The 11,349-nt window shown below is 52.6% G+C and carries 12 protein-coding genes and 1 CRISPR repeat array; of the genes, 6 read left to right on the top strand and 6 right to left on the bottom strand.

Annotated features, from left to right (window positions below; translation table 11 throughout):
* Positions 1-193: 193 nt before the first annotated feature.
* From EC840_RS10570 to aphA, 3 genes are all read right to left on the bottom strand, one after another.
* Positions 194-406: a helix-turn-helix transcriptional regulator gene (locus EC840_RS10570; RefSeq protein WP_129638403.1), complete on the bottom strand. Its 213-nt coding sequence runs from the start codon at positions 404-406 to the stop codon at positions 194-196.
* Positions 403-795, bottom strand: coding sequence for a hypothetical protein (locus EC840_RS25360; RefSeq protein WP_132965206.1), 393 nt, complete (start codon positions 793-795; stop codon positions 403-405). The genes EC840_RS10570 and EC840_RS25360 overlap by 4 nt, the downstream gene beginning before the upstream one ends.
* A 396-nt stretch (positions 796-1,191) precedes the next feature.
* Positions 1,192-1,580: direct repeats of the CRISPR family, unit length 28 nt; unit sequence TTTCTAAGCTGCCTGTACGGCAGTGAAC.
* 229 nt (positions 1,581-1,809) lie between these two features.
* A complete protein-coding gene (gene aphA, locus EC840_RS10560) occupies positions 1,810-2,523 on the bottom strand; it encodes an acid phosphatase AphA (protein ID WP_132965204.1) in 714 nt (237 codons plus the stop codon).
* A gap of 271 nt (positions 2,524-2,794) precedes the next feature.
* Here aphA and EC840_RS10555 point away from each other — a divergent pair, with 271 nt between their 5' ends.
* From EC840_RS10555 to EC840_RS10540, 4 genes are all read left to right on the top strand, one after another.
* Entirely contained in the window at positions 2,795-3,832 is a 1,038-nt protein-coding gene (locus tag EC840_RS10555) for an NADP-dependent oxidoreductase (protein ID WP_132965202.1), read from the top strand.
* A 57-nt stretch (positions 3,833-3,889) separates the two neighbouring features.
* Complete coding sequence (locus EC840_RS10550; protein ID WP_129638400.1) at positions 3,890-4,582, top strand: type 1 glutamine amidotransferase domain-containing protein; 693 nt, start codon at positions 3,890-3,892, stop codon at positions 4,580-4,582.
* 36 nt (positions 4,583-4,618) lie between these two features.
* The gene (locus EC840_RS10545; protein ID WP_095921239.1) at positions 4,619-5,101 is read left to right on the top strand and encodes a kinase inhibitor; all 483 of its coding nucleotides are present in this window, start codon (positions 4,619-4,621) and stop codon (positions 5,099-5,101) included.
* Positions 5,102-5,223: 122 nt separating this feature from the next.
* Positions 5,224-6,504, top strand: a complete 1,281-nt coding sequence (locus EC840_RS10540) for a putative acyl-CoA thioester hydrolase (RefSeq protein ID WP_113877928.1) — start codon at positions 5,224-5,226, stop codon at positions 6,502-6,504.
* A gap of 94 nt (positions 6,505-6,598) precedes the next feature.
* Here the strand turns inward: EC840_RS10540 and EC840_RS10535 are convergent, their stop codons facing one another.
* Together EC840_RS10535 and pgl are read right to left on the bottom strand one after the other, a co-directional pair.
* On the bottom strand, positions 6,599-8,110 hold the full coding sequence (locus EC840_RS10535) for a methyl-accepting chemotaxis protein (protein ID WP_132965200.1): 1,512 nt from the start codon (positions 8,108-8,110) through the stop codon (positions 6,599-6,601).
* Positions 8,111-8,365: 255 nt separating this feature from the next.
* Positions 8,366-9,364, bottom strand: coding sequence for a 6-phosphogluconolactonase (gene pgl, locus EC840_RS10530; protein WP_113877910.1), 999 nt, complete (start codon positions 9,362-9,364; stop codon positions 8,366-8,368).
* A 370-nt stretch (positions 9,365-9,734) separates the two neighbouring features.
* On the opposite strand from pgl, the gene EC840_RS10525 reads away from it, so the two are divergent.
* Positions 9,735-10,556 carry a pyridoxal phosphatase gene (locus EC840_RS10525; RefSeq protein WP_132965198.1) on the top strand — a complete coding sequence of 274 codons (822 nt, stop codon included), beginning with the start codon at positions 9,735-9,737 and terminating at the stop codon, positions 10,554-10,556.
* Between the two features lie 63 nt (positions 10,557-10,619).
* Here the strand turns inward: EC840_RS10525 and EC840_RS10520 are convergent, their stop codons facing one another.
* Positions 10,620-10,916: a helix-turn-helix transcriptional regulator gene (locus EC840_RS10520; protein ID WP_132965224.1), complete on the bottom strand. Its 297-nt coding sequence runs from the start codon at positions 10,914-10,916 to the stop codon at positions 10,620-10,622.
* 144 nt (positions 10,917-11,060) lie between these two features.
* Between EC840_RS10520 and EC840_RS10515 the strand changes: the two genes are divergently transcribed.
* A complete protein-coding gene (locus EC840_RS10515) occupies positions 11,061-11,324 on the top strand; it encodes a helix-turn-helix transcriptional regulator (protein WP_132965197.1) in 264 nt (87 codons plus the stop codon).
* Positions 11,325-11,349 lie beyond the last annotated feature (25 nt).

Genomic DNA, 11,349 nt, shown 5'->3' with positions numbered 1-11,349 from the left:
TGCTGTAATTTTTGCGTGTAGTTCTGGCCATAGGCACCTCCGTTTCAAGGATTATATCCTCTTAAGTCGGTGTCACCGATTATTAGACCAGAACAGGGCTAAAACCTTATCAAAGAAAACTTCAACTCATTGATTTTTCTTTAATACCCCACCCCATCCCTCCCCTTCGCAGGGGAGGGAGCCGTTCTCAGTTTTAATTAATCTCGGTGTATCGGCTCGGCCAGATGGTTTCGGCTTTTACGCCAATCGCATCAGCGATCAGTCTTTCCCCTTTCGGCCATTTACGGGTCAAGGCGTTTGAGAGCGTCGAAGAGCTTAAACCTGCGCGGCGTGAGACAGCCGCCATTGTGGTGCCCTTCTTTTTGATTGCCGCAATGATATCAGCCTGATGCCAGTCTTTGTTCATGCGATCACCTCACCGGAGGCATACAGTGAGCAGCGCAGCATCTCGAACCGTTCCCACAAGATATACGTGATGATCTCTTTTATCTTTCTGTCATGCAGCGTCATCAGGGTGAAATTCAGCGCCATGCACTGATCGCAAAGTTCATCGGGTTCGAGATCGGCGTAATCAAATAAGCCGTCGTCCATCGGGATCCCCAAATTCTTGCGATGCTCGGGAATGGGTTGCGATAACGTCGCTTCAAGGTATTCGAGCTCGTTTTGCAACATGATGCAAAGCCTGTCCTGCGAACCTCTGTTTTGCGGGTTCACCAGCGCATTCGCCAGCAAACGACAGCGATCGGTGAGTGTCCATGAATCGGGGGATGTTTCGTTGGTATCTATTGTCTTCATTGACTGGACCTATGGCAGATTGCATATCTGCTACCGCCTAGCTCCTACGCAACAGGCGGTAACTCAGGCGGGAGTAGGAGATCGGTCTACCTTCCGACCAGCCCGAAGGCTGCCCCGCCTGAGTCACCTGAACAATATACGTTAAAAAACGTTTTATAAAGGTGATACAAAGCGATAGCACACAATGCAGTGCTACGGCAGAAACCAGGCTCCTACACCCGGCTGCGGATTTTGCCGCAGCGAGCAGACAATAACTGGATATCCACACATTAAAAATGGGCAAATCGCGCAGATGAGATACTGCTTCCAAGGAGTTTTTATGGTTTGCAGTAAGTTGCAAGCGGCTTCCTGTACAGCAGTGAAAGCAAAGCTGTTTGCGCAGAGACATGTCTTCGATTTCTAAGCTGCCTGTACGGCAGTGAACCCACAATAGCGGCATGGTGACCAAGGTGGTCATTTCTAAGCTGCCTGTACGGCAGTGAACTGCAAGGTTCTGTGAAATAAGAAACTCATCAAGTTTCTAAGCTGCCTGTACGGCAGTGAACACGGGCATGGCCTGCTGCAAACTGTCGCTAACTTTCTAAGCTGCCTGTACGGCAGTGAACGGCATCATTATTACAGTGAATCCGGCTGCGCTTTTCTAAGCTGCCTGTACGGCAGTGAACTCAATTCAAATTCGACATCTCGCTACGTTCCATTTCTAAGCTGCCTGTACGGCAGTGAACGCTGTTACAAATCCCGCAAGTCAGGCATTCATTTTCTAAGCTGCCTGTACGGCAGTGAACAGTTGGTTTTTCAGGTTTACGCTTTGAACTGCAAAAGATTATCCCTTTATGGGATGAAATACCCTCTTTTTTGTGTAGCTCGCGTGATTCAGTAAAATCAAGGAGTTAGAGATGGTGCAAAAAAGAGGGTCAGTTCTGAAAGGCCATTTATACCCCACCCCAGCCCACCCCTTCGCAGGGGTGGGAGCAGAACGGTGCCCTGTTTCTTTACTGCGAAGGACGGGGTTGCTCAATACTCCGAGTTCACAATCACTTCTTCGCCAAACACACCGGCCTGCGGCAATGGTTTGTAGCTTGAGTTAGAGGCGCGCAGTACGCGAATGCCCCTCGCGCTCACGGCCTGGGCGGCAGTGATATCGTTGTCAGAATCGCCGTAGAATATTTTAATCTGTTTGTCTTTCAGCCACTGAACTTTGGTGTTCTGCCCGGCTTTGTCACCGGCAAAAATCACCGGATTCACTTTGTCCTGCGGGATCAGGAAATCGTTCTGCAAGGTTTTGGTCACAGTTTCCGTTTTGGTTTCACTGCGTCCCGTTACAAAGTAAATGCTGTCGCCACGCTTGAGGTGCATGGCAATCAGGCTCTTTGCCACCTCTTTTGGCATGCTGAATTCATCCCAACCGTTATTCATTTTTTCCCAGAATTGCGGATTCTTCAGGTAATCCTGTTTACCCGGTGAAAACTCGACCTGACCGCGGTAAAAACCCGGCGAGGAGAACAGCACGGTGTCATCAATATCAAAACCCACCGCCATCGGCGGGCGGCCGTTGAGGCTGTTTTCAATCTGAGCAACTGACACCCAGTGAACTGGAGCTTGCTGCGCGAGTTGCGCGACATTCACACCCGGATAAAGCGGTGCAGGCGTGGCGTCTTTAGCGACAGCAGACTGATTCAGGCTGAGCAGCAGGAAGATGGCACTCAGTGCCAGAGGCGTTTTACGCATTCGGATCCCTTTTTTATGCTTATTAATCTTGCAGATAAAGTGGAGCAACAGGTCAAAAATCTTAACGACCATACCTGCGCAACCTGCAGATTTAAAGGAATTTTCCGGCGGATGTCATAGGAAAAGATGATGGTCACATTTCAGGGTAAAACCGTCTGAATTTTTTAAACATGGCATAAAGCGCTTGGTTCGAAAACTGTTTAGCGTCCTATACTTATTCCCAATTACGTTAGCTTTTAACTTTCTTATAAGAAAACGAAAAGGAATGACTATGCCCCAGTTACAGTCTGAAAACCGCCGCATCGTGCTGGCTTCACGTCCTCACGGTAAACCTGTCGATGATAATTTCCGTCTGGAAAAAGCCCCGTTACCGCAAGCCAAAGACGGCCAGTTATTGCTGCGCACCGTCTGGCTTTCGCTCGATCCGTACATGCGCGGAAGGATGAGCGATGCGCCTTCGTACGCCGCGCCGGTACAAATCGGTGAAGTGATGACCGGCGGCGCAGTTTCCCGCGTGGTGGAATCCAATAGCCCGGATTTCAAAGCCGGTGATTTAGTGGTCGGCAGCACCGGCTGGCAGGATTATTCCGTGGCTGATGCTAAAGCAGTGAAGAAACTGGAAGGCGCAGCACTCAAACAGCCTTCCCTGGCGCTGGGTGTTTTGGGTATGCCCGGCTTCACGGCCTTTATGGGTCTGCTGGATATCGGCGAACCTAAACCGGGCGAAACGCTGGTGGTCGCTGCGGCAACCGGTCCGGTCGGCTCGCTGGTCGGGCAGATTGGTAAAATCAAAGGCTGTCGCGTGGTGGGGATTGCCGGTGGCGAAGAGAAATGCCGCTATGCGGTCGAACATTTCGGCTTTGATGAATGTCTGGATCACCGCGCGCCGGATCTGGATGAACGCCTGAAAGCGGCCTGTCCGGACGGTATCGACGTGTATTTCGAAAACGTCGGTGGCGCGGTATTCGACGCGGTGCTGCCGCTGCTTAACACCAAAGCACGTATTCCGGTGTGCGGACTGGTTTCGCAATACAACGCGACCGGGCTCAAAGACGGGCAAGATCGCTTGTCACTGCTGACCGGAACTATCCTGAAGAAACGCATGCGCGTGCAGGGCTTCATTATTTTTGATGATTACGGCCATCGTTATCCTGAGTTTGCACAACAGATGAGCGAATGGTTTGAAGCAGGAAAAATCAAATTCCGCGAAGATGTTGTGGAAGGATTAGAGAACGCGCCGCAGGCGTTCTTTGGCCTGCTGGAAGGTAAAAACTTTGGCAAACTGGTCGTTCGTGTCGGTCAGGACTGATCTCTCTTTAACGTCAGCTGACGGCAACTTCAGCTGACGACGTCCACAGGAGGTAACATGAAATTACTGATTGTATTGACATCACACGATAAGCTCGGCGAAACCGGTAAGAAAACAGGTTTCTGGCTCGAAGAATTTACCGCGCCGTATTATGAGTTTCTGGATGCAGGCGCTGAACTGACGCTGGCCTCCCCCAAAGGCGGGCAACCGCCGCTGGATCCCAAAAGCTCTGAGCCGGATGCCCAGACGGAAACCACGGCGCGTTTTCACAAGGATGACAACGCCAGACAGGCGCTGGCAAATACCGTGAAACTCAGTGACGTCAGCGCTGATGACTTTGATGCCGTTTTCTATCCCGGCGGTCACGGGCCGTTGTGGGATCTGGCGGAAGATGCGGATTCTATTGCGCTGATCGAGGCGTTCTGGAAGGCCGGCAAACCGGTTTCTGCCGTCTGTCATGCGCCGGGTGTTTTGCGCAATGTCCTGATTGATGGCACGCCGCTGGTCAAAGACAAACGCGTGACCGGTTTTAGTAACAGCGAAGAAGACGCCGTCGGCCTGACCGATATCGTGCCCTTCCTGGTCGAGGATGAGCTTAAGAAAAATGGCGGTGATTACAGCAAAGCCGCAGACTGGCGTTCTTATGCCATCACCGACGGCAAGCTGATTACCGGCCAGAATCCCGCCTCTTCCAAAGCGGTCGCACAGGCCTTGCTGAAAATGCTGGGCGGGGCTGAAATCAGTAAGTAATCTGCGGGTAACCGTTCACCAAAAGATGAGGATTTTATGGCATTTACACTGACCAGTAATGATTTGCGCGATGGCGAAAAAATGCCGGAAACGCAGGTTTTTAACGGCATGGGCTACAACGGCGACAACCTGTCGCCGCATCTGGCCTGGTCCGGCGCTCCGGAAGGCACCAAAAGTTTTGTGATAACCGTTTATGACCCCGATGCTCCTACCGGCTCAGGCTGGTGGCACTGGGGCGTGGCGAATATTCCGGCTGACGTCACCGAATTGCCGCAAGGCGCGGGCTCAGGTAAAGGCGGTTTACCTGCCGGTGCCGTTCAGACCCGCACAGACTTCGGCAAAGCCGGTTATGGCGGCGCAGCACCTCCGCAGGGCGAACACCACCACTATCATTTCACCGTATACGCCATCGATACAGAAACGCTGGAAGTGGATGAAAATGCCAGCGGCGCTTATCTCGGCTTCAATGTGCATTTCCATACTCTCGGCAAAGCATCACTGACAGTGATATACAGCTGATTCCTGTGGTATAAAAGACGCAGAAAAGGTGGTCAGTTTTACTGGCCACCGTTTTTTTATTGCGGCGATGACCGCAACATTGAAAAAAAAGAACAATCTTCTTCATCAAGGAGTCAGTCACAGTGAAAATTTCCACCCTGTCGCGCGCGTGCGCTATGTTGTCTGCCAGCCTGATCCTGGCGGCATGTAGCAGCAGCCATCAAGGCTTATCCAGCCAGGTTGCTCCGGGCACCGCGTCACTGCCCGTATTATCTGCGGACGAAGCGGCCAACTTTACAGCGAAAAATTATCTGGCCTTTGGCGGCCCTTCTTTGCAGGTTCAGCAGCAGGGCTGGTTCCCTAAACTGGCAAGCACTGACGGCGCGAAAACCGACTTCGTGGTCGGCCCGCAGTTAGGCACCGACGGTGCGGCTTACGCCAACGTTCAGCAGGCAGTCAATGCCGCGCTGGCAGTGCGTAACCACGGCGAACGTATCTTCATTAAAATCCTGCCGGGCACCTATAACGGCGCGGTTTACATTCCCGCTGGCGCACCACCAATCACCCTGTTCGGTGCCGGCAACAGCTCCGCTGATGTGACCCTGGCACAAGGTCTGGAAGCGTCAGCAGCGCCAGCCGTTTACCGTTCAACCGTCAGCCCTGCCGGTCAGTTCCTGCCAGGTGATCGCGCATTCTATATGTTCCAGAACTGCGCAACGCTGACCACTGAAACCATCGGCACCGGTTGTACCGCGACGGTGTGGTCACAGAGCAGCAGCCTGCAATTGCAGAATCTGACCATTGGTAATTCCCTGCTTGATACCGTGGATGCCGGTGATCACTCCGCTGTGGCACTGCGCACCGACGGAGATAACGTCATTCTGGATAACGTGCGCCTGATTGGCCGCCAGAATACCTTTATGGCCAACACCGCCAATATCCACAATCAGACTGACAACAGCCGTTACAGCCGCGTTTACGTGCATAACAGCCTGATCGTCGGTGATGTGGATTACGTGTTTGGTCGCGCCAATGCGGTGTTCGATCACGTTGAATTCCACACTGTTAGCAGCCGTGGCGTGAAACAGGCGTCCATCTTCGCACCGAATACGCCAGCAACCGCGCCATACGGCTTCCTGGTGATCGACAGCAACCTGACCGGTGACCGTGGTTTCGAACAGGCAGCGAAAGCGAAAATGGGTCGTGCGTGGGATGCTGACGGCGCGAGCAGCCAGCTGGTGATCCGCGACAGCAGCTTCGACAACAGCTATGACCAGATGAACCCGTGGGGCGCTTCCGTCTTCTCCGGCCAGCCGTTTGCAGGCAACGTGCCGAAAGATGAGAAACAACAGCGTAATCTGAACGATACCAACTTCAACCGCCTGTGGCAGTACAACAACGTGCTGACTCAGCCTGCGAAGTAATGTCGTCTGAGGTTGTGATTTAACATGATGAAAAAACCGCCGGGATTAACTCCGGCGGTTTTTTTTCGTTCTGAAGAAGGGATTTGTTACCCGGTTACAGCGCTTCGTTTCCCAGGCGGAATACCGACACGGTGCGTTCCAGATTCACCGCCTGTTCATCGAGCGAGGCCGCCGCACTGGCTGACTGCTGAACCAGCGCAGAGTTTTGCTGCGTCACGGTATCCATTTCTGCCACTGCCAGCGCAATCTGGCTGATGCCCCGGCTTTGCTCGTCAGAGGCCGAGGCAATCTCATGAATGATCTGCGTGACGTGGCGGACTGAACCGACAATTTCTTCCATCGTGTCACCGGCTTTAGCCACCAGCTGCGAACCGCTGGTTACGTTGGCGACTGATTTACCGATCAGGCCTTCAATCTCTTTCGCTGCCTGACCGCTGCGCTGTGCAAGGCTGCGGACTTCACTGGCGACGACGGCGAATCCGCGCCCCTGCTCGCCTGCCCTCGCCGCTTCGACGGCCGCATTCAGTGCCAGAATATTGGTCTGGAAAGCGATGCTGTTGATGACGGTGGTGATTTCCGAAATCTGTTTTGAGCTGACGGTAATCTCTTTCATCACACCGACGACATCCGCCACCAGCTTGCCACCGCGAGCGGCAGTGTTTGCGGCATCAGACGCCAGCTGGCTGGCCTGAGTGGCATTGTCGGCGTTCTGTTTCACCGTGGACGTCAGTTGCTCCATGCTCGCCGCCGTTTGCCCGAGCGCGGCAGCCTGTTCTTCGGTGCGTGCGGACAGGTCAATATTGCCCGCTGCAATTTCACCTGAGGCGCGTGTCACCTGCATTACGCCTTCACGGATATCGCCGATAATGCCGTGCAGGTTCTGGTTCATGGTTTCGATAGCGCGGCTCAACTGTCCGACTTCGTCAAAGCTATGGCTCGAGGCGTAGGTCGATAAATCCCCGGCGGCGATACGCTCAGCGGTTTGCAGCGTGCGGCGCAGCGGCAGTGTCAGCTGACGGGTCATGCGCCACGAAATCAGCGCCCCGGCAATAATGGTCGCCACAATAATCGCCAGCATCTCCGAAATGGTACGGCTTACTTCATGGTGAAGGTTGGTCATTTCATGATTCAGCAAGGTGTTCGATGCCGAAGTCAGCGCCAGTCCGGCGGCGGCAAGTTGTGCGCCTATCTGCTGCGGATCACTGCCTGCGGGAGGATTAAGCGTCTGCTGCCAGCTTTCCCGATAACGGCGGATGTTATCCGGCATGGTATCGACCAGTAACTGGTCGCCGCTGGCCCAGGAATGCGCCGCAACATCGGCGCGGACGGTGTCGAGTTTATCCAGCGCCAGACGGTTTTCTTCAACAAATTTCATGTCTTTGCTGGCCATGTAGGAAAGACGTGAAAATTTGGCCTCGTTTAGCAGGTCGTTCATGCTTTTAAGCAGCGTGGATTTTTCGGCGCGTTGATTGATGCTGGTGAGATGGTAAATACCGGATAAGGCGATTGAGGATCCCAGTAGCAACACCAGCGCAAAGCCTGCACCGAGCTTGTGAGCGATGGTGGCGTGGCGAAACCGGCCAGCGATCCCTGAAAGTACATTCATTTTCTTCTCCCTGATTTCCAAAAGGACTGACTCTGAAGCGGCAGATGCCACCGAAGAATGAGTGAAATACGGGAGAGTTATCGACCAGTGCGGAATAACATTTAGTGGAAAGTGGAAATTATTCTTAACTATTGGTGAGAAGCATCAGGCAATAAAAAAGCCCCTTATTACAGAGGCTTGATCATAATATCACGACGGGATTATTGATCAGCTGAAAAGTAAACATAAGCAAAACTGACCAGTCACTCAATGTGATTAATTAATTTCCAGAATGCTTACCCACATCGCGCCTTTGCCCACCGGGTAGGTTTTGAGCGTCGTCAGCTGACCGTTTTTCGGATCAATTTTCGCCACTTCAATCGCATCAGATTTCTGACCAGCAGTGATCACGTACTGACCAGAATGATCGATATTGAAACCGCGCGGCTGTGTCTGAGTGGCGTGATGCCCGACCAGCTCCAGTTCGCTGCCATCCGCGGAGACGGTCATGATGGAAATCAGGCTCGCGGTACGGTCGGAAGCGTAGAGATATTTACCATCAGGCGTAATGTGCAAATCGGCTGCCCAGCAGGTGCCGGTGAAATCAGCAGGCATAATGCCCAGCGTCTGCACCTGACGATATTCGCCGCTGGCGACATCTTTCTGGTATACATCCACACTGCTGTTCAGCTCATTTACACAGTAGGCAAAATGATGATTCGGATGGAATGCCATATGGCGCGGACCGGCACCTTCCACTGTTTTCAGCTCAGCGGAAGCATGCGGCGTTGCCTCACCTTTCACGCTGAAATCAAACTGACGGATGCGGTCTTCTTTAAGCGCAGGGATCATCAGCAGATGGTTGGTCGGGTCGATGTTGGCGGAATGCGGCGCCTGAATATTTTCCAGAACCTGAACCGGTGCCAGCGCGTGACCTTTTTCATTCAAAGGATGAATGCTGACATTGTTGAAGCTGTAAGAAGCCGAGAACACAAAACGCCCTTGCAGATCGATGCCCAGATGCGTCGGACTGCCCGGTAATGGCGCCATAGCACCCTCTTCCAGTTTGCCTTCACCATCAATGTGGTAAGTCAGCACGCCAAATTCAGGGCGAACGCCGACGTACAAGCGATGACCATCAGGATGGATAACCATCGGCTGAACCTGTCCCGGAACTTCAACCGTTTGCAGCAGGCTCAGCTCACCATTGTCTGCCAGACGAAAAGCGTGGATTTGCTGGCTCTCAGGGCTGGCAACGTAGACAACTTGCTTCATCACATCTCCTTATTAAGAATCAAATAGTTGTAATACCCAAAATAGTTCGAGTTGCAGGAAGGCGGCAAACGAGAGACAAATCGGTCAGGAACCGATTTGAACAGCGCTTGCGCTGGCCCGCAGGGTGAGCCTCAGGGACGAGGCTCATTAATCCCGATGAGCTTACTAAAGTAAGTGATTCGGGTGAGCGGGCGCAGCCAACGCATCTGCAACTTGAAATATGCCGGGTATTAAGCGTAGCTCAGGTTAACACGATTCCCCAACGCTCTGGCGGCACCTTTAGTGCCGGAAGCGCGGTTTAATTAGCAGGCTAAAAAAGGTAATATGGCGATAATTTCCCCGATCCTCCCTCACTTACGACGGACTGCTCATGACTTATCGCATTATCGCGCTCGATCTCGACGGTACACTGCTGGACCGCCAAAAACGTATCCTTCCTGAATCCCTTGCCGCTCTGGCGGATGCCCGCGCACAGGGTGTCAAAGTGGTCGTGGTTACCGGACGTCATCATGTGGCGATACATCCGTTTTATCAGGCATTGCAGCTCGATACACCTGCTATCTGCTGTAACGGTACGTATTTGTACGATTATCAGGCACGTAAGGTCTTAACGTCTGATCCACTCGACCGTGTGAAAGCCAAAAAAGTGATCGACCTGCTGGAGTATCACGGTATTCACGGTTTGTTGTATGTCGATGACGCCATGCTGTATCAGCAACCCAGCGGCCATGTGAGCCGTTCTATCGCCTGGGGACAAACTCTGCCGGAAAATCAGCGCCCGAACATCATTCAGGTTAACAGCTTACGCGAGGCGGCTGATGAAGCGCAGTCCATCTGGAAATTCGCAACTTCCCATCAGGATCTCGATGCATTGCATACTTTTGCAGCGCAGGTAGAAAACGAGCTGGGTCTGGCGTGCGAATGGTCGTGGCACGATCAGGTGGACGTCGCCAAAGGCGGCAACAGCAAAGGCCGTCGTTTGCAGGAATGGGTCGAATCTCAGGGCATGAGCATGCAGGATGTGGTCGCATTTGGTGATAACTACAACGACCTGAGCATGCTGGAAAATGTCGGTCTGGGTGTGGCGATGGGCAATGCGGCGGATGCTATCAAAGAGCGCGTTGCGCTGGTCATCGGTGACCACGAAACGCCAGGAATTGCAGACGTTATCCGCAGTAAAGTGCTGAACTGATAAGTGTTGTACGCCTTCCCATGTCTTACAGGGAAGGCGTTATTCTTCTGACCCGGACATGGGTTATTCTTCTTGCTCTGCTTTCTGTACTTTCACAGCGTTCACCGCTTTCACCTTCGCCGGCCTGACAGAACGGAGGATCCGACAGTTGTTCTCATCGAAGTAACGGCTTGGCCAGATGCTTGACGGCGGAACACCGAGCGCCTGCGCAATCAGCATTTCACCTTTTGCCCAGGGACGTGCCAGCGCGTTTGCCAGCGTTGAAGACCCCAGCCCTGCCTTGCGTGATACGGCGGCCAGTGTGGTTCTTTTCTTGCGTAATCCGGCAATAATATCTGCGGGATGCCAGTCATTTTCCATTTTCATCGTTCTTCCTTTCGTGATTGATACAACCTTCAGAAATCTGCACTACACTTTCCGGTTACAACGTTCAGTAACTCTAAACAACAATGATGTTAAGGGATGCTTAACATAACGTCAATACAGTTTTTATGGTTATTGGCTATGATCCCTCACCGACTGAAGTCAGCACGAGCAAAAGCAAAACTTACGCAGGAAAAATTAGGTGTTTTAGCGGGTATTGATGAAAGCACCGCACGCTCGCGGGTTTCTCAATATGAAAGCGGCACGTACAGCCCGAACTTCGACACCATGTGTCATTTCGCCCGCGTACTGAACGTGCCGGAATGTTATTTCTATATCATTGACGATTCGTTTGCCGAACAGGTTCTGGCGCTTTACGAAGTGTATAAAACCACTAAGTATTAGCGTTTAGTGTATAAGACCCTGAGTA

This window comes from Rahnella sp. JUb53 (assembly GCF_004346065.1).
Classification (GTDB): Bacteria; Pseudomonadota; Gammaproteobacteria; order Enterobacterales; family Enterobacteriaceae; genus Rahnella; species Rahnella variigena.
Note: the sequence above shows the minus strand (reverse complement) of the source record. Positions and strands in the feature narration are given on the sequence as shown.

What these genes read in the sequence shown, in the direction of transcription:
- aphA (WP_132965204.1), bottom strand. Translation starts at nt 2,523, where the DNA reads ATGCGTAAAACGCCTCTGGCACTGAGTGCCATCTTCCTGCTGCTCAGC.
- EC840_RS10555 (WP_132965202.1), top strand. Translation starts at nt 2,795, where the DNA reads ATGCCCCAGTTACAGTCTGAAAACCGCCGCATCGTGCTGGCTTCACGT.
- EC840_RS10525 (WP_132965198.1), top strand. Translation starts at nt 9,735, where the DNA reads ATGACTTATCGCATTATCGCGCTCGATCTCGACGGTACACTGCTGGAC.
- EC840_RS25360 (WP_132965206.1), bottom strand. Translation starts at nt 795, where the DNA reads ATGAAGACAATAGATACCAACGAAACATCCCCCGATTCATGGACACTC.
- pgl (WP_113877910.1), bottom strand. Translation starts at nt 9,364, where the DNA reads ATGAAGCAAGTTGTCTACGTTGCCAGCCCTGAGAGCCAGCAAATCCAC.
- EC840_RS10515 (WP_132965197.1), top strand. Translation starts at nt 11,061, where the DNA reads ATGATCCCTCACCGACTGAAGTCAGCACGAGCAAAAGCAAAACTTACG.
- EC840_RS10550 (WP_129638400.1), top strand. Translation starts at nt 3,890, where the DNA reads ATGAAATTACTGATTGTATTGACATCACACGATAAGCTCGGCGAAACC.
- EC840_RS10535 (WP_132965200.1), bottom strand. Translation starts at nt 8,110, where the DNA reads ATGAATGTACTTTCAGGGATCGCTGGCCGGTTTCGCCACGCCACCATC.
- EC840_RS10545 (WP_095921239.1), top strand. Translation starts at nt 4,619, where the DNA reads ATGGCATTTACACTGACCAGTAATGATTTGCGCGATGGCGAAAAAATG.
- EC840_RS10520 (WP_132965224.1), bottom strand. Translation starts at nt 10,916, where the DNA reads ATGGAAAATGACTGGCATCCCGCAGATATTATTGCCGGATTACGCAAG.
- EC840_RS10570 (WP_129638403.1), bottom strand. Translation starts at nt 406, where the DNA reads ATGAACAAAGACTGGCATCAGGCTGATATCATTGCGGCAATCAAAAAG.